The organism is Nocardia sp. NPDC055050, from assembly GCF_053608345.1.
On the sequence record NZ_JBSGVG010000004.1, the window covers coordinates 173,013 to 190,774 of the forward strand.

Below are 17,762 nucleotides of genomic sequence, written 5' to 3' on the forward strand. Positions count from 1 at the left end.
CCAGAGAGCGTAAACGCCGACCGTGCCCCGGTCAACGACAACGAGTCGATTCCGCCGAATCCCCGGCGGCGACACGCCGGAATTCAGGAATCGGTGTCGCCGTCGAGCAGCCGTTTCTCATACGACGCGCGGCTCGACGATCCGGCCACCGCCGCAACCTGATTCGGTACCGTTCGCCGCAAGACGAAGTCGCGCAACCACTGTGGCAGCGCACCGGACAGGCCGAGTAGCGGCCCGAGATGCGCGGGCAATGTCACCTCGAATCGCGGCCGTGCGACAACCTCGAGCACTGCCGTGGCGACATCGCTGGGCTGAAGCAATTGTGCTGCGCCGGTATCGGTTCCGACCGCCAATTCGGTATCGACCACCCCGGGCATGATCGCCGTCAACCGCACGCCGCTCCCGCGCAATTCCTCGCGAACCGCTGTCAGATACCCGAGCACTCCGTGTTTGGTCGCGGCGTAGGTCGCTTCACCGGCGGGGGAGACCTTGGACGCGATCGACGCGATGGTGACGATGTGCCCGCGCCCGCGTGTCCGCATCGCAGGCGCCGCCAGTCGCACCCCGCGGATCACTCCGTGCAGATTCACCGCGAGCATGCGCGCGGTCGCGCTGTCGGGTTCGGCGTCGAACGACCCGACCCACATCACCCCGGCATTGTTGACGAGCACGTCGATCGGTCCGAGGATCGCCTCGGTGACGGCGAGAAAGTCATGAAACGACCGCTCGTCGGTCACATCGAGTTCGCACCCGTGCACAGTTCCCGGCAGCCCGGCCGCGGCCGCGCGCGCCGCGCTGCCCGACAGGTCACCGAGACACACCCGAGCCCCCGCGCCTGCGAACTGCCGCGCGATCTCCAGCCCGATCCCAGCGGCACCGCCGGTCACCGCGACGACCCTGCCGGTGTGCGTACGTTTCATGGCGGACATGCCCTCTCGGTGGAAACCGCTACATCTGGCATGTTGTCATGCCAGAAATTGTCGCCAGTATTCCACGCCATCACAACGCGGCGATAGCCTCAGCGCTGACTTCTGGACACTCGATCACCAGGCGCCTGCTGCGTTCGACTGATGCACAACACTCGGCCGACAGCGCGCCGCTCAACTGCCCAGCTCGGGTCGGCTTCAGCGCAGGGCGGTGTGCCAGACGACGGCGGCGGCGAGTGCGCCCGCGCCGTTGAGCGACCAGTGCAGGGCGATGGGTGCGAGAAGGCTACCGCTGCGGCGGCGCAGCCAGGTGAACACGACGCCCGCGGCGGCCGTGGCCGCTACGGCGAGTGCTATCCCGGCCATTTGGCCGAGCACGCCGCCGCCGACGATGCTGGACAGTCCCTTGTTGCCGGAGGTGAGGCCGAACGAAGACGCGATGTGCCAGAGGCCGAACATCAGCGAGCCGGCGGCGAAGAGCCCGCGGACACCGAGGACCCGGTCGAGTGTGCCGTGCAGTACCCCGCGGAAGGCGAGTTCTTCGGGGATCACCGTCTGCAGCGGGATCACGATCATCGACGCGATCAGTGCGCCCGAGATCGTGGCGTAGCGATCGGCGAGGAAGAACGGCCTGGTGAGCGGCAAGAGAGCGCCGATCGCGACCGCGGTGAGCACGATCCCGACGGCACCGAGCGCGTACACCGTGCCGCGCTTCCAGTGCCTGGGTGACAGCCCGAGTTCCGCCCAGCCCAGCCCCCGCCTGCGCATCAGCGCCAAGAGCGCGAACGCCGCGACGGGAACGGTGACGATATTGGCCCACGCGGTCGTGAAGTGAGCGATCAGATTGGTGCCTGCCAGCACGACGACGACCACCGCGATATCGATGTAGGCATGGAGCTTCGGCGGGGAATCGGCGACGGCGGGTACGGGCACCCGACCGAGTGTACGGAAATATCACGAAACGAAAACGGTCCGGTGAATGCGTGAAAACCCGCTACCCCTGCGTTGAGCGGCCCGGAATGAGCCCACCAAGATCGACAGTCGGCGCGGTGCTGTGAGCTACTCGACAGCCGACCCGGACCATCCGGCCATATCGGTCCAGGCCTGCAACTCGCGCCGCGTCTCGAACCGTCGCGGGGCCCCGCTGATCGGATCCGTGAATTCGAGCGAGGCCGCCAGCAATTGCAACGGCCGCGTGTAATCGTCGACCGACTTATCGGTGATCACGGGGTAGAAATCGTCGCCGAGAATCGGCACGCCGAGCCCGTTCATATGCAGGCGCAGCTGATGGGTTCGACCGGTGTGCGGGCGAAGGCGGTAGCGCCCGAGCCCGTCGCGGTGTTCGACCAGGTCGACCTCGGTCTCGGCATTGGGCTCGCCGTCCACCTCGAAAGCGGCGAGCACCTGCTTCTCCTTGATGATCCGGCTGCGCACGGTCCGCGGCAGCGCGAGCGCGGGATCGTAGGGCGCGATGGCCTCGTACTCCTTGCGCACGGTCTTGCGGTGGAACATCGTCTGATAGGCGCCGCGCCGGGCCGGATTCACCACGAACAGCAGCAGGCCCGCGGTGACCCGGTCCAGTCGGTGCGCCGGGATCAGGTCGGGCAGTTCGAGCTCGTTGCGCAACCGCACCAGCGCCGTTTGGAGAATGTGCTGACCGCGCGGGATCGTCGCCAGGAAGTGCGGCTTGTCGATCACGAGGATGTCGTCGTCGCGGTGCACGATCCCGATCTCGAACGGCACCTCGGTCTCGACGGGCAGATCGCGGTGGAACCATACGGCGCCGCCCGGCACGAACGGCGCGTCGGGTCTCAGCGGACCTTCCAGATCCACGATCTCGCCCGCCACCAGCATCGCGTCGATCCTGGCCGGATCCACCCGCGGCAACCGCTCGACGAGGTGGTCGCGCACGGTCGTCCACTGCCCGTCCTCCGGGAGCCGGAGTCGGGCGGGATCGAGGCCGTGCCGTTTCGGCAGCGGCGGCTGCTGCCTACGTCGCATAGGAAGAAGTGTTGTCGAGCCGGTGGAGCCGGGTGCTCTCGGCCCCTCGGAACCTGCTCGACGTCGTCGATCACGCGGTGCGTGTGGCCAGCCCGGGGTAGTCGATGATCAGACCCGACTCGTCGTAGTCCAGGGTGGCGTGGAAGTCGAATTCGGGAGCACGGTAGTCGTAGCGCTGACCTACCCCGTCGGCGATCCGGCGATAGTGTTGCGGTAATCGGGCCGCGGTGAGGTCGGCGGCGCGCACATAGGCGGCGGGCGCGTCGGCACCGTCGCCGACCGCGAGCCCGAGGCGGTGCACCGGCAAGGCATTGGTGAACGCCGACGCCTCGAGATCGATATCGAGACACCCGTCGAGCTCGGGCGCGACCGTGCCGTCGACCTGCCAGCGCCCCAGCCCATCGGACTGCACGGTCACCGACCGCCTGCCCTCGGGATACCGTCCGACGATCTGCGCCGACCGGGTGTGCCAGCTCCCGTCGAGCCGCAGCCGGTAGTCGATCACCCAGGTGATCCCGTCCTCGACCGCCGTCGCGCACCCTTCGACGAGAACTCCGCGCGCATCGTCACGGAAATACGTGACCTCGAATCCGGTACGCGCGTCCCGGTGTAACCAGGCGGCCGAAGAAGGCAGCGGAGTGAACATGGGAAACGCATTCCCGCAATTCCGTCGCTCAATCGCTAACCTGCCCGCTGATCGAGCACCATCAGTTTCGCTTCGACGAGGACTTGACGCGCACGCCGTCGCACCCGGCACAGGTCGACGCTGCATTCGAGATGTATCTGCATCGCCCGATGCGCCTGTTCGGGCGACAGCTTTCCAGGGTCGGAATGGCAATCGGCGATTGCTGAAATGATTGACGTGACAAACATTTTCGTTCTCCCACCGCTACACGAGATCAAGAGGTAGGGAGGAAATTACGCCCGAAAGAGTGAATTGCCGACGGGTTGACGGGCAGTTCACACAACCTTCCCCGATCGTCCACAAGCACTCAACTTAGGCTAACCTACCTTTGGCGGAGTTGCCGCGGACAGGTCGAGAGGCGAGAACGATATGACGGTGCAGGTAGCGCCGCCGCCGGGGGCGGAGTCGGGGAACCGGCTGCCCAAGGCGGCAGCGAAAGCGCAGAAGCAGCGGGAAGCGCTGGCGCGCAAGGAGATTCTGGCACCGGTATCGGGGATGCTGACGGTGGCGAGCCTGATCGTCGCGCTCGCCTCGGTGTGCTCGGTTGTCCCGTTCCTGCTGATCGTGGCGGCCTGCCGTGAACTGCTGAACTCTCCGGTCGACACCGACCGGGTGTGGTGGCTGTTCGGCGCGGCCGTGATCGTGCTCGTTGTGCGGGCGTTGCTCCAGGTCGTGGCACTGAGCTGGTCGCACGCGGTCGACGCCGGCTACCAGCTCACGCTGCGCAGGCTGCTCGCGGCCAAGCTCACCCGGGTGCCGCTCGGCTGGTTCGGCGAGCGCAGCTCCGGTGAGGTCAAAGGCTATCTGCGCGACGATGTCGACGCCCTGCACTTCCTGGTCGCGCACGCCCGCCTCGATTTCATCGGCGCGCTGGTGGTCCCGCTGGTCACTCTCGGCTACCTGTTCACCGTCGACTGGCGACTCACGCTGGTTCTGATGATTCCGCTGATCGCCTACATGATCCTGTTCAGCAAGATCATGGACCGCGACGGCCGCGATCGCCTCGCGGTGTACACCCGGTGGGAGCGTCGGCTGTCCGCCGCCACGGTCGAGTTCGTCGACGGTATCCAGGTGGTCCGGGCGTTCGGTCAGGCGGGCAAGGCGCACAGGGAGTTCCAGGACGCCGTCGAAGGTCAGGTCCAGGCGGCGCATCGGATGAAGACGCCGATCATTCGTGTGCAGGCGGCCTCCGACATCGTGGTGATGCCCGTGTTCGTCATGCTGGTGGTGGTCCTCGGTGGTCTCGCCGGTGTGGGACTCGACTGGGTGGACCCGCTCGATCTGCTGCCGTTCCTGCTGGTCGGGCTGGGTATCGGCAGTTCGCTGCTCGGCCTCGGCTACGGTTCGCAGGCCCTGCGCGCCGGTGGCGCCGCGGCCCTGCGCCTGCACGAACTCCTGCAGACCCCGGAACTGGAGATCGCCGAAACGCCCGCGGGCGCGCAGACCGGCATCGTGGGTTTCGAAGGCGTCGAGTTCGCCTACCGCACCGGCCACGACGTGCTGCGCGGCATCGACCTCGAATTGACCCCCGGCACCATCACCGCCCTGGTCGGCCCGAGCGGTTCCGGTAAGTCGACCCTGGCGAAGCTGCTGCCGCGCTTCTACGACGTGGGTGCGGGGCGAATCACCATCGACGGCCGCGATATTCGCGAATTCACCAGCGAAGAGCTCTATCGCACGGTCGGATTCGTGTTCCAGGACGTGCGCCTGATCCGTGGCACCATTCGCGAGAACCTCCTGCTGGCCCGCCCCGGCGCGGACACCGAGGCCATCGAACGCGCCACCAGGGCCGCTCAGATCCACGACCGGATCCTGGCGCTGCCCCGCGGCTACGACTCCGAGATCGGCGTCGACGCCACGCTGTCGGGCGGCGAGGCGCAGCGGCTGTCGATCGCCCGCGCACTGCTGGCCGACACCCCGGTCCTCGTCCTCGACGAGGCGACCGCGTTCGCCGATCCCGAATCCGAGGCCGCGGTCCAGGACGCACTGGCGGCCCTGGTCGCCGGGCGCACGGTGCTGGTCATCGCGCACCGCCTGCACACCATCACCGGAGTCGATCGAATCCTGGTGATGGACAACGGAACCCTGGTCGAACAGGGCACGCACGCGGAACTGCGGGCCGGCGGTGGCCTGTATCAGCGGCTGTGGGAGATCAACGAAGCTGCCCTCGGCGCGCTCGCCCTGGTGGAGGAAACACGATGATTCGCAAGGTTTTCCGGCTCGTCCCCGACGAGTTCGCCCCCCTGATCTCGCGGCTGCTCGGCGTGATCGTGGTGCAGGCGCTGTGCCAGGCCATCGCGTATCTGCTGCTGGTTCCGGTGCTGGAAGCGCTGTTCGGTGACGATCTGAGCGGCGCGTGGCTGTGGGCGCTCGGCATGGCCGTCGCCGTGGCCGGTGTGGTCGTCTTCGGTTACCTGCAGGCCGTGATCGGTCTGCGGATCGGCCTCGGCATGCAGCGCGGTCTGCAGACCCGGCTCGGCGATCAGCTCAACGCGTTGCCGCTGGGCTGGTTCGAAGATCGTGACGCGGGCCCACTCTCGCGGGTGATGGTCGAGCAGGTGCGCGAAATGCAGGGCCTGATCGCCTATCTGCTCACCAAGGTGCTCACCGGCGTCATCGTGCCGCTGGTCGTCGCGATCGGGATGCTGTTCATCGACTGGCGCGTGGGCGTGGCGATGTTGCTCGCCGCACCGGTGCTCTACCTGGTGAACAATCTCGCCAATCGCGCCTACACCGGCGCCGACGCCCGGCTGCACGCCGCCGCGGCCGAGGCCGACTCGCGGGTGGTGGAGTTCGCGCAGGCCCAGCCGGTGCTGCGCGCGTTCGGTGCGGTCGGCGCGGGGAACAAGAAGCTGGATTCGGCACTGGTGCGGCAACGTTCGGCCGTGCTGAAGATGATGGTCGCGACCGTGCCGGGGCTGACCGTGTTCGCGCTGTTCGTGCAGGCCGTGTTCCTGGTGCTCGCGTATATCGCGGTCGTCCAGGTGACCGATGGCGCGATCTCGGCCGCCGCGGCCATCGCGCTGATCGCGGTGAGCGCGCGCTTCATCGAACCGGTGAACCAGGCCGCCCAGCTGGGTACGGCCCTGCGCTCGGCCGCCGCGGCCGCCGACCGCATCACCGACCTGCTCGCCGAATCACCCCTGCCCGCCGCGACCGAACCGGTCACCCCCGGTGCGCCCGCGGTGGTCTTCGACGAGGTGAGCTTCGGCTACCGCCCCGGCGAACCGGTCCTGTCGGATCTGACCTTCACCGTCCCCGCCGGCACCACCACCGCCATCGTCGGACCCAGTGGTTCCGGCAAGACCACCCTGCTGCGCTTGGCCGCCCGCTTCTACGATGTCGATTCCGGCGCGGTCTCGGTGGGCGAACACGATGTGCGCAGGCAACCTTCGGACACCCTGCTCGACCAGCTCTCGCTGGTCTTCCAGAACGTCTACCTGTTCAACCGCTCGGTCGCCGACAACATCCGCATCGGCAAGCCCGACGCCACCGACGACGAGCTGCACCGCGCGGCGGTGGCGGCCAGGGTCGACGAGATCGTCGATCGCCTCCCGGACGGTTTCGACACCACCGTCGGCGAAGGCGGCACCTCGCTGTCGGGCGGTGAGCGTCAACGGGTTTCGATCGCTCGCGCCCTGCTCAAGGACGCCCCGATCGTCCTGCTCGACGAGGCGACCAGTGCGCTGGACCCGCATAGCGAGGCCGTGGTGGTCCGTGGCATCCACGAACTCACCAGGGACAAGACGGTTCTCGTCGTGGCGCACCGTCTCTCGACGATCGCCCATGCCGACCAGATCCTCTTCCTGGACAAGGGCCGGATCGCCGAACGTGGTACGCACGCGGAGCTGCTCGCGCTGAACGGTCGCTACGCCGCGTTCTGGAACGAGCGCGAGCGGGCAACTGGCTGGCGTCTGGAACCGGTCTCCGCATAAACGCCAGGGCCTCGGCGGTGTCGCGACACCGCCGAGGCTTCTCGGCCCGCCCGCCTCTGGACTGAGTGGAGGGTGCGACGAAGGAGTGCCCGGAGGGAGGGAAGAGGTGGGGAACAGGGCCGAGAAGTGCGGCGCCGGCCGCTTGTGTTACTGGTGGTAGGTGGAGAGGAATTCGCCGATCCTGCCGATGATCTGGTCGAGCTCATCGGCTTGCGGCAGGGTGACGATGCGGAAGTGGTCGGGGGAGGGCCAGTTGAAGCCGGTGCCCTGCACGACGTGAATCTTGGTGGCCAGCAACAGGTCCAGCACGAACTTCTCGTCGTTGTCGATCCGGTAGGTCGCGCGGTCGAGCTTGGGGAAGGCGTAGAGCGCGCCCTTCGGCTTCACACAGGACACGCCGGGAATCGCGTTGAGGGCGGTCCACGCCCGATCACGCTGTTCGAGTAGTCGACCACCGGGCAGGGTGAGTTCGTGGATGCTCTGGTGCCCGCCCAGCGCCGCCTGCACAGCCTGCTGTGCGGGAACATTCGCGCACAGCCGCAGTCCCGACAGCATCGTCAGGCCCTCGAGGTAGCTCTCGGCATGGCGGGTCGGGCCGGAGACGGTGAGCCAGCCGGACCGGAAACCGGCGAGCCGGTACGCCTTGGACAAGCCGTTGAACGTCAGACACAGCAGGTCGGGCGCGAGCGAGGCGGTGACGGTGTGGGCGACGTCGTCGTAGAGGATCTTGTCGTAGATCTCGTCGGAGCAGACGATCAGATTGTGCTGGCGGGCGAGTTCGAGCATCTGCTCGAGCACCTCGGTCGGATACACCGCGCCCGTCGGATTGTTCGGGTTGATGATCACGATGGCGCGCGTGCGGTCGGTGATCTTGGCGGCGATGTCGGCGATGTCGGGATACCAGTCGGCGCTCTCGTCGCACAGGTAGTGCACCGCCTTGCCGCCGTTGAGATGCACGGCGGCGGTCCACAGCGGGAAATCGGGTGCGGGGACGAGGACTTCGTCGCCGTTCTCGATGAGCGCGGTCATCGCCATCATGATGAGTTCGGACGCGCCGTTGCCGAGGAAGACGTTCTCGATATCGAGATCGTCGACGCCGCGGCCCTCGTAGTACTGCACCACCGCGCGCCGGGCGGGCAGCAACCCCTTGGAGGTCGCGTAGCCCGCCGACGACGGCAGGTTGGCGATGATGTCGCGCAGCAGCTCCGATGGTGCGTCGAAGCCGAACTGCATCGGGTTACCGGTATTGAGCTTGATCACCCGGTGTCCCTCGACCTCGAGTCGAGCGGCGTGCTCGGCTATCGGGCCGCGGATCTCATAGGAAACATTCGCGAGCTTGCTCGACTGTTTGAACTGCATGTCGGCTCCCCACCGTGATACGGACGGAGCTCGCCACAGTACTCGCCGGGTTCCGGCGCACGCACCGCGGCAGTTCAGAAGCCGCGCAGGCGGTCCGGGGCGACACGGATCGGCACCGAGTAGGCCTCGAAGAATTCCGATTGGGTCATCTTGATGTCGACGAAGCCCCTGGTGTATTTCCTTGCGTAGTGGGCGATCTCGTCCTCGGTGGGCGCTTCGTTCACGCGTGCCGTGCCGGTGAAGACGGCGACCTCGCCACCGCTCTCGGTGGCGTTGAAGTTGAGCGCGACCCGCGGATTGTGCGCGAGGTGCCGCAGCTTCTTGGCCTCGGGCATGGTGAAGATGAGGAACTCGTCGTTCTCCCAGTGAAACCACACCGGGTTCGGCTGCGGGGTGGTGTCCGCGCCGATGGTGGTCAACCAGATCACGTGTTCCTCGGCCAGTCGCTTGCCGACCTCTTCGCCGAAGGGGGTAGCGGCATCGAGAATGGACACGGTGCTCTCCTCGCAGGCAGGGGACAACTTCCACCCCCACCCTCGCCGAAATCCCGTCGGCCCGCCACCCGCCTCGCGGGCTGTCGCGGAACCGGTTCGCTTACTTCCAGTAGGCCTGCGCCTTGATCGAGGTCTTGGGCAGGGCGTGCTGGGTCTTGAGAGACTTCACGATCGAGCGGGTGGTGTGGCCGTCGCAGGTGACCCAGCCGTAAGTGCCGGGGACGCAGGTGATTTCCTGCGCGGCCTCGCGCAGCAGGCGGCCGTCGTCGACACGCTGGAGCCAGGTGAGGGTGTGGTGGGGCTTGTTGTTGACCGGGATGGTCTTGTCGGACTCGTACTGCCATTCCAGCCAGACTCGCGCGGGGGTGTCGCCGATGGCGTCGAGCAGCGAGTTGATGGCCGGCAGCGAGGCGGTGTCGCCGAAGATGACGTACTCGCTCGGGGTCTGCTCCGGGAGCTGGAAGTCCGAGCCGAGCACGGTGGCGTCGAGCAGGTCGCCCGGCTTCGCGCGGCGGGCCCAGTCGGCCGCCGGACCGTTGTGCAGAGCGAAATCTATGCTCATCGTGTCTTCGTCGGGGTTCTGGTCGACCAGCGTGTAGCCGCGGTGGTGCAGCTTGTCGCTGGTCGCGTCAGGAATCCACAGGCGGATCCACTGGGTGGGGTGCACCGGGTGGTCGGCGAGCAGGCCGCCCGCGGTGAAGCCGATGCGGATGAACTTGTCGGTGATCTCCTCGTTGGAGGTCACCGTCAGCCGGTAGTCGGCGCCGCCCCAGGCCTTGGTTATCAGACCGTTCAATCCCTTACCCATGTTCGTTAGGTTAGCCTAACGACACTTGTTTGTCTGCTCCGGTGGTTAAATAAGGTAAGCCTATGCAAATATGGGCTGGTGCGTGAGAGAGTGGAGAACGAACCGGTGGATACCCTCCTGGTAGTCGGTGCTGGGCCGAAAGCCCTTGCGGTGGCGACTAAATCACACGTTCTGCGCTCCCTCGGGATGCCCGCTCCGCGCGTGGTCGCAGTCGAGGCGCATGCGGTCGGCGGCAACTGGCTGCCCACCGGCGGCTGGACCGACGGGCAGCACCGGCTGGGCACCAGCCCCGAGAAGGACGTCGGCTTCCCGTACCACTCCACCTGGGCGCGCGGGCGCAACCGCGATATCGATCACGCGATGGCCGCCTTCAGCTGGACCACGTTCCTGATCGAACACGGCACCTATGCCGAGTGGATCGACCGCGGCAGGCCGAGTCCGCAACACCATGTGTGGGCCAAGTACCTGCAGTGGGTCGCGAAGTCCATCGACCTCGAGCTGGTGCTCGGTCGGGTGGACAAGATCGGTCACGGCGACGGTGAGTGGCAGGTCGACGTGGTCGACGCCGACGGCGCGCAGAGCCGGCTCACCGCCGACGGCCTGATGATCACCGGCCCCGGCCGCAGCAGCCGTGCCCTCCTCGACCATCCCCGTGTGCTCAGCATCGCCGAATTCTGGGACCGGGCAGGCAAACGCACGCTGCCCGCCGCCTCCCGCGCCGCGGTGATCGGTGGCGGCGAGACCGGCGGTTCGGCGCTGGACGAGCTGGTTCGCCACGAGATGCTCACCATCTCGGTGATCTCGCCGCTGGCCACCCTCTACACCCGTGGCGAGAGCTTCTTCGAGAACTCGCTGTTCAGCGACCCCGTGAAGTGGGCGGCGCTGAGCATCCAGGAACGGCGCGACGTGATCCGGCGCACCGACCGCGGGGTGTTCTCGGTGCGTGTGCAGGAAAGTCTGTTGGGCGACAACCGCGTTCATCACCTGCAGGGGCGGGTCACCAAGATCGCGCCGCAGGGCGAATCACTGGCCTTGACGCTGAGCAACGAGTTGCGCGCCGACCAGGTCCACAACTTCGACCTGGTGGTGGATGCCACCGGTGGTCAGCCGCTGTGGTTCCTCGAGATGTTCGATCAGCGGACCGCGGATCGGCTCGAGCTCGCCGTCGGCGGTGCGTTGACGCAGTCGCGGATCGAGTCGTCGATCGGCTACGACCTGGCGGTCACCGGGCTCGGCGGCAAGCTCTATCTGCCCAATATGGCCGCGATGGCGCAGGGGCCGGGGTTCCCGAACCTCAGTTGCCTCGGCGAACTTTCGGACCGGGTGCTGCAAACGGTGCCTGCTCGGGCGCGGGCTGCCGCCATCGCGCGCTGAGTGCACACAAAAGAGCCCCCTCTCGACGAGAGGGGCTCTTTTGTGTTCGGCTTTCTTGCGCTCAACGCGGCGTGATGATGTCTTCCGGAGTGCGCGGGACGTACTGCAACGCGATCCGCCGGTCGGGACGGACGTCGATCTCGCCGATCGGCTGGAACCCGGCCTTGGCCAGGCTGCGGGCGATCGCCACGTTGCGGTGGTCGGGGTCGGCCAACACGCGGCGGCAAGCGGGATCGGCCGCGAAGACGGCGGTGGTCATGGTGGAGATCCAGGCGGACATGATGCCCTTGCCGATCACCGCGGTGTCGGCGGTGGCGATGTGGAAGCCGGTATCGCTGGGGTCGCTGTCGTAGAAGCGACCGATCTCGTCCTTGGCGGCGCGGTAGAACTCCAGGTAGGCGATGTCGCGCACACCGAGTTCGGGCTCGCCGAGGACGGCGAAGTCCAGGCTGAGAATGCAAGGGCGGGAATAGGTTCCGGCCAGCTGGGCGCGGAAGTTCTCGCGGCGGCGGTCGGCGTCCCAGTCCTGTTCCCAGGATTCGAGCAGGTGTGGGCGGGCCATCCATTCGGCGAGCAGCTCGGGATCGGTGCCGTCGGGATCGGCCAGGCGCAGGCTGAACGGCGCCGCGAAGACCGGCAGCACGGGTGCGGGCGCGGCGGCCACCTCGGCGGGCAGATCGGTCTGCTCGCGGGGCAGCGCGGTGGGGGTCCCGGCGGGGTTCATCTACTCGGTGCTCCGTTCAATCGTAACCTTGGTCACCTCGATTGGTAAGGCTAGCCTATACTAATGGCTGGGTGTTACTGTTGCCCGACCGATCGCCCGGTGATAGCCGGGCCGTTCCCGATTCGGGTCGGATTCGGATGCAACAGGATTCGCCCCGTTCCGGACGACAGCGCCGGGCGGGCCCGTGCGTGAGCGCGGCGTTTGGATAGTGCGAAACGGCCGCGCAGCTTTGCGCGGCCGGTAAGGGAGAGCGACATGGCAAGAGAACTCGGCTGGATCAGGCAATTTCAGGCCCCCAGGACCGATTCCCTACCGCCGCTGATCGTCTTCCCGCACGCGGGTGCGGGCGCCTCGGCATATCGGGTGTTCGCCAAGCGTATGGCCGCCGACTTCGACACCGCGATCGTCCAGTACCCCGGCCGTCAGGACCGCGCGCGCGAAGCCGCCGCGCAGACTCTGCCCGAGCTGGCCGCCGGCGCCTTCGCGGCGTTCCGCGACTCCGCGCACAACACCGGCGCACCGCTCACCGTCTTCGGTCACAGCATGGGCTCCATCGTCGCGTTCGAATTCGTCCGGCTGGCCGAGGCCGCGGGGTTGTCCGTGCGTTTGCTGGTGGTCTCCGCTGCCGCCGCACCGCACCGAATCGCCGAGCTCCCCGCACATCCCACCGAGGACGACGAATTGCTCGACCACATGGCCACGCTCAACGGCACCGGCGCCGACGTGATGGCCAGCCGTGAGGTGATGCGGATGGCGCTGCCGGTCCTGAAGGCCGATTACCGCGCCTTCGACGCCTATTCCTGTGGTCCCGACGTGGCTGTCGCGACACCCGTGCTGGTGCTCGGTGGCGATGACGACCCGTTCGTCGGGCCGCGCGACCTCTACGGCTGGGACCAGAGCACCACCGCCGAGATCGAGGTCAACCTGTTCGAGGGCGGTCACTTCTACCTCGACGAGAACATCGACGGCATCGCCGAGGCGCTCGTCGGCAAGGCGCTCGCGCGATGAACTCCGATCCCATCGTGATCGTCGGGATGGGTGTCGAAGCCCCCGGCGGCGTCGAGACCCTGCCCGACTTCTGGTCCGCCCTCGCTTCCGGGCGTGAGCTGATCGGCCCGTTCCCGCGCGACCGTGACTGGCCGCTCGACGAACTGTTCGCCCTCGGCAGGCTCGAAGGCTGGGCGCCGGTCCGTGACGCGGGCGGGTTCCTCGACGGCGCGACCGACTTCGACGCGCAGTTCTTCGGCATCACCCCGCGCGAAGCGGTGGCGATGGATCCGCAGCAGCGCGTGGCCATGCGGGTCGCGTGGCGCGCGCTCGAACACGCGGGCATCAATCCCGGTGCGCTGGAAGGTGATTCGGCCGGTGTGTGGATGGGCGTCTCGACCGTCGAATACGGGCCACGGGTGGGCTCGGTGAACGAGTACAGCGGCTATCGCGCCACAGGGACGGCGCTCGGCGCGGTCGCCGGGCGCATCTCCCACGGCCTCGGCCTGGTCGGTCCCTCGATCAGTGTGGACACCGCGTGCGCGTCGTCGCTGACCGCCGTGCACCAGGCGGCCTCGGCGATCCGCGCGGGCGAGTGCGAATGGGCGCTGGCCGGCGGAGTGTGCGTGATGGGTTCGCCCGGCGCGTTCTACGAGTTCTCCAAGAACAACGCCCTCGCCACCGACGGCCACTGCCGTTCCTACGCCGCCGACCCCACCGGCACCCTCTGGGCAGAGGGCGCGGGAGTCATCGTGCTGGAACGGGAATCGCGGGCGAAGGCGCTGGGGCACCGGATCTACGGGCAGCTGCTCGGTTCGCGGGTCAACCACAACGGTTCCGGCGCCCCGATCGCGGTGCCGAGCGCGGGCGCTCAGCAGCGGCTGATCGAGGACACGGTCGCCGCGGCCGGGATCAGCGCCGACGACATCGGCCTGATCGAAGGCCACGGCACCGGCACCGCCGTCGGCGACCCGCTCGAATTGACCGCACTGGCAGCGACTTACGGCAACCCGGACCGCACCGACGGACCTCTGCTCGGCTCGGTGAAGTCCAACACCGGCCACGCCCAGGCCGCGTCGGGGATGCTCGGGCTCATCAAGGTGCTGCTGTGCGGTGCGCACGGCGCCATCGCACCGAGCCTGTGGGCAGACGCGCCCAACACTGAGATCGACTGGGACGCGACCAGTTTGCGCCTGGCCGCCGAACTCACCGACTGGGCGCCGCGCGCGGACGGCCTGCGCTATGCCGCGGTGTCCTCGTTCGGCGTCGCGGGAACCAACGCGCACGCCATCGTCGGCCTGCCGGTGCTGGAGGAGACCAACCATGGCTGAGTACCGCTTACCGGACGGCAGCGTTCCCGTCCTGCTGTCCTCCGACAGTGTCGAGGGACTGCGCGCCGAGGCGGCCGCCCTGCGTGCCTATGTTGCCGCGCATCCCGAGGCGAGCGCGCAACGATTGTCGGACATGCTGTTGCGCACCCGCGTGCCCCGTCGTCGCCGGGCGCTGATCCTGGCGTCGCCGACGGGGGCGACCGATGAGCTGTTGTCCGCACTCGACGCGATCGCGACCGGCTCCGAGCACGCACTCGTCGTGCACGGCGACGTGCCGGCGAGCGCGCGCCGGATCGGGTTCGTCTTCCCCGGCCAGGGCAGTCAGCGGCCCGGCATGGGCGCGACGTTCTATGAGCTGTCGGCCGACTACCGCGCGGTGGTCGACGAATGCGCCGCCATTCATGCCGAACGCTTCGGGCATTCCCAGCCGCTGCACTACCTGCTCGGCAACGAGGGGCAGTACGAGGACACGGTGTGGGAAGTGCAGCCCGCGTTGATGTTCCACATGACGGGCCTGGCCGCGGTGTGGCGAGCCGCGGGGGTGGATCCGCACGCGACCATCGGCCACAGCCAGGGCGAACTCGCCGCGGGTGCGGTCTCCGGCGTGATGACGCTGCGTGATTCGGTGCTCGCGGTGACCCATCGCGCCCTGCTCGCGGACCGGCTGTCCCCGCGCGGCTATTCGATGGCGGTCTTCGGGATGGACCGCGAGAGCGTGGAAGCGCTGATGGCGCGGCACTCGGGGTGGGCCGAGCTCGCGGTCGTCAACTCGCCGCACATCATCGCCATCTCCGGTGAACGCGGCGCCGTCGTCGATCTGGTGGCCGCCGCTACCGCGCGCGGCCAGTTCGCGCGGGAGATCCGGGTCGCCTTCCCGGCACACACCTCCATCGTCGCCGAGGTACGGGCCGAGTTCGAAGGCTTCCTCGGTGACGAGATGAGCGCACCGAACTTCTCCGCCTCCGAGATCCCGTGCTACGGCGCGACTCTCGGCGAGATGATCACGCCCGACCTCAAGCAGGAGGAGTACTGGTACTGGAACCTGCGCAACCGCGTCCGGTTCGACCGCGCCGTGGTCAGCGCGGGCAGTGACGGCGTCGACCTGCTGATCGAGGTCGCCGAACACCCTGTGCTGCAACTGGCCATCCAGGAAAACCTCAGCCTGGTCCCGAACCGTCCCGGTCTGCCCGCGCGGGATTTCCGCGTCCTCGGCACGTCGCTGCGCACCGCGGACGGGCTCTCGGAGTTCACCCGCAATCTCGCCCAGGTCGCTGTCCTCGACATCGACTACCGCTGGGACGCACTGCGCGTCGACGACACCGTCAGCCTCCCGCTGCGCGACTTCCCGCACACCGTCACCAACGCCAAGCGACTGTGGGCTCCCCTCGGCGCCCATGAGACCCCCGCCGAACTCGTGGTTTCCACCCCGAAACCGCAACGGCTGGTGGAACAGTGGATTCCGGTACAGCGTCGCGCGCTGACCGCGCCGCGCAGTCTCCTCGTCGTCGACCACACCGGCGAATGCGCCGAGCTGGCCGCGGCCCTGGTGGCCGCCGCGGACCGCCACGGCGCCGACGCGCGCGTGATCGGAGCCGCCGACGCGCCTTCGGGCCAGGACGCCCGGGACCACGCTGTGGGCACCGCTGACTCCGTGGTCGTGCTGTTGCCCGCTGCCGGCGACGACGACAGCGCCGGTGCGATCGACGCGCTGGTGCGGTTCTACGCCGAACGCGCCTGGGCCCCGGCATTGTCCGCGCTGCGTCCCGGTGGCGAGTGCTGGCTGCTGACCGTCGGCGGCGAGACCGTCCACGACGGTGACCCGATTCCCGGGCTGTTCCAGTCGGGCGTCAGCGCCGGATTCCGCAGTGTGGGTATCGAGAACCCGGGAATCCTGTTCCGGCACCTCGATCTCGCCGCGAACGAATCCGCTCCCGCCCAGGCCGCCAAGATCGTCGGTGCGGTGCACTCCAGCGGGGAAGCCGAGTTGGCGCTGCGCGCCGGCAAGCTGTTCGTCAAGCGCCTGGTCGTCGATACCACCAATGAAACCGGTTCGCTCGGAACAGATCTCGATCACGTGGTGATCGTCGGTGGTACCGGTCAGCTGGGTCTGCGGTTCGCCGATCAGCTGGCGCGCACCGGAGCGGGCCGCGTCACGCTGCTGAGCCGCAGCGGCGAAACCGAGGCGCTGGCACCGGAACTGGCTCGGCTGCGCGGTATCGGCGCGACCGAGATCGTGGTGCGGTCGTGTGATGTCAGCGATGTCGACGCCGCGAAGGCGTTCGGTGCGGAGATCGCCGATCGCCCGGTCGACCTGGTGATTCACGCCGCAGTCAACTATGTGGACGCCGAACTCGACCAGATCACCGGCGACGCCGTGCGCACCGCCGCCGCCGCGAAGCTGCGCGGTCTGGACAACCTGATCGACGCGGTCGCGCTGACCGTGGACTGCCGGGTTCTGCTGTGCTCGTCGATGGCGGCGACGCTGGGCGGACGCGGACAGGTCCTGTACGCGGTGACCAACCGCATGCTCGACGTGGCGGCCCGCAGGCTGCGCGCCCGTGGCATCGCCGCCGCGAGTCTGCAGTGGGGGCTGTGGAGCGTGGCAGGCCCGCTCGACGATGCCGGGTTCGCCCGGGTCGAGGAGGCAGGCGTGTTCCCGATGGTGCCCGCGGACGCGATCGAGGCAGGGCTCGCCGCGCCGGTGCGCGACGGCATGATCATCGCCGCCGACTGGGACTTCCTGCGCGAGGTGCTCGGCGCGTTCGGCCAGGCCAGCGTGCTCACCGGTCTCGAATCCGCCACGCCCGCACCGCAGGTGACACCGGCGCCCGCCGCCACGGTGAGTGCGGTTCCGGCGGACGTTGCCGCTGCGGCGCCCGCGGCGCCCACCGATAATTTCCCGCTCGACCTGCGCATGCGCACCGAACTGCTCAAGGTGATCGGCGGTGACAGCGCCGAATCCATCGACGCCACCATGCCCTTGGTCGCACTCGGCCTCGATTCCCTGCAGGCCTTGGACTTCCGCAAGCGCGTGCGAGCGGAACTGGATCGCGATCTGCCGGTCGCGGCGATTCTCGGCGGCGCATCGCTCGACGATGTCGTGCTGCTCATGGCACAGAACACCAACCAGGGCTGAGG

Annotated in this window: 14 protein-coding genes; 6 read left to right on the top strand and 8 right to left on the bottom strand. The window is 68.0% G+C overall.

Annotated elements, in window-relative coordinates; all coding sequences use genetic code 11:
• Positions 1 to 83: 83 nt before the first annotated feature.
• The 4 genes from ACWGCN_RS06670 to ACWGCN_RS06685 all read right to left on the bottom strand — a co-directional run bounded on the left by ACWGCN_RS06670 (position 84) and on the right by ACWGCN_RS06685 (position 3,573).
• On the bottom strand, positions 84 to 920 hold the full coding sequence (locus tag ACWGCN_RS06670) for an SDR family oxidoreductase (protein WP_452458831.1): 837 nt from the start codon (positions 918 to 920) through the stop codon (positions 84 to 86).
• Between the two features lie 204 nt (positions 921 to 1,124).
• A complete protein-coding gene (locus ACWGCN_RS06675) occupies positions 1,125 to 1,859 on the bottom strand; it encodes a CPBP family glutamic-type intramembrane protease (RefSeq protein WP_378993687.1) in 735 nt (244 codons plus the stop codon).
• A 126-nt stretch (positions 1,860 to 1,985) separates the two neighbouring features.
• The gene (locus ACWGCN_RS06680; RefSeq protein WP_452458818.1) at positions 1,986 to 2,927 is read right to left on the bottom strand and encodes an RluA family pseudouridine synthase; all 942 of its coding nucleotides are present in this window, start codon (positions 2,925 to 2,927) and stop codon (positions 1,986 to 1,988) included.
• A 70-nt stretch (positions 2,928 to 2,997) separates the two neighbouring features.
• The gene (locus ACWGCN_RS06685) at positions 2,998 to 3,573 is read right to left on the bottom strand and encodes a putative glycolipid-binding domain-containing protein (RefSeq protein WP_378993683.1); all 576 of its coding nucleotides are present in this window, start codon (positions 3,571 to 3,573) and stop codon (positions 2,998 to 3,000) included.
• A 408-nt stretch (positions 3,574 to 3,981) separates the two neighbouring features.
• Here ACWGCN_RS06685 and ACWGCN_RS06690 point away from each other — a divergent pair, with 408 nt between their 5' ends.
• Together ACWGCN_RS06690 and ACWGCN_RS06695 are read left to right on the top strand one after the other, a co-directional pair.
• The gene (locus ACWGCN_RS06690) at positions 3,982 to 5,814 is read left to right on the top strand and encodes an ABC transporter ATP-binding protein (RefSeq protein ID WP_452458819.1); all 1,833 of its coding nucleotides are present in this window, start codon (positions 3,982 to 3,984) and stop codon (positions 5,812 to 5,814) included.
• The gene (locus ACWGCN_RS06695; RefSeq protein ID WP_452458820.1) at positions 5,811 to 7,547 is read left to right on the top strand and encodes an ABC transporter ATP-binding protein; all 1,737 of its coding nucleotides are present in this window, start codon (positions 5,811 to 5,813) and stop codon (positions 7,545 to 7,547) included. Before ACWGCN_RS06690 ends, ACWGCN_RS06695 begins: the two co-directional genes overlap by 4 nt.
• 147 nt (positions 7,548 to 7,694) lie before the next feature.
• On the opposite strand, the gene ACWGCN_RS06700 is transcribed toward ACWGCN_RS06695, so the two are convergent.
• From ACWGCN_RS06700 to ACWGCN_RS06710, 3 genes are all read right to left on the bottom strand, one after another.
• Positions 7,695 to 8,906 (bottom strand): pyridoxal phosphate-dependent aminotransferase, encoded by a 1,212-nt coding sequence (locus tag ACWGCN_RS06700; protein WP_378632188.1) that lies wholly within the window; start codon positions 8,904 to 8,906, stop codon positions 7,695 to 7,697.
• Between the two features lie 74 nt (positions 8,907 to 8,980).
• Positions 8,981 to 9,400 (bottom strand): TIGR03667 family PPOX class F420-dependent oxidoreductase, encoded by a 420-nt coding sequence (locus tag ACWGCN_RS06705; protein WP_378993677.1) that lies wholly within the window; start codon positions 9,398 to 9,400, stop codon positions 8,981 to 8,983.
• A 100-nt stretch (positions 9,401 to 9,500) separates the two neighbouring features.
• Entirely contained in the window at positions 9,501 to 10,208 is a 708-nt protein-coding gene (locus tag ACWGCN_RS06710) for a siderophore-interacting protein (protein WP_379316193.1), read from the bottom strand.
• Positions 10,209 to 10,313: 105 nt separating this feature from the next.
• Between ACWGCN_RS06710 and ACWGCN_RS06715 the strand changes: the two genes are divergently transcribed.
• Positions 10,314 to 11,582 (top strand): SidA/IucD/PvdA family monooxygenase, encoded by a 1,269-nt coding sequence (locus tag ACWGCN_RS06715; RefSeq protein WP_452458832.1) that lies wholly within the window; start codon positions 10,314 to 10,316, stop codon positions 11,580 to 11,582.
• A gap of 61 nt (positions 11,583 to 11,643) precedes the next feature.
• Here the strand turns inward: ACWGCN_RS06715 and ACWGCN_RS06720 are convergent, their stop codons facing one another.
• Positions 11,644 to 12,306, bottom strand: a complete 663-nt coding sequence (locus ACWGCN_RS06720; RefSeq protein WP_452458821.1) for a GNAT family N-acetyltransferase — start codon at positions 12,304 to 12,306, stop codon at positions 11,644 to 11,646.
• Between the two features lie 255 nt (positions 12,307 to 12,561).
• Here ACWGCN_RS06720 and ACWGCN_RS06725 point away from each other — a divergent pair, with 255 nt between their 5' ends.
• The 3 genes from ACWGCN_RS06725 to nbtC are packed head-to-tail and all read left to right on the top strand — an operon-like array spanning position 12,562 to position 17,760.
• Entirely contained in the window at positions 12,562 to 13,314 is a 753-nt protein-coding gene (locus ACWGCN_RS06725; RefSeq protein ID WP_379313202.1) for a thioesterase II family protein, read from the top strand.
• Positions 13,311 to 14,624, top strand: coding sequence for a beta-ketoacyl [acyl carrier protein] synthase domain-containing protein (locus tag ACWGCN_RS06730; protein WP_452458822.1), 1,314 nt, complete (start codon positions 13,311 to 13,313; stop codon positions 14,622 to 14,624). Before ACWGCN_RS06725 ends, ACWGCN_RS06730 begins: the two co-directional genes overlap by 4 nt.
• Positions 14,617 to 17,760, top strand: a complete 3,144-nt coding sequence (gene nbtC / locus ACWGCN_RS06735) for a nocobactin polyketide synthase NbtC (protein ID WP_452458823.1) — start codon at positions 14,617 to 14,619, stop codon at positions 17,758 to 17,760. The genes ACWGCN_RS06730 and nbtC overlap by 8 nt, the downstream gene beginning before the upstream one ends.
• The last annotated feature ends 2 nt before the right edge of the window (positions 17,761 to 17,762 follow it).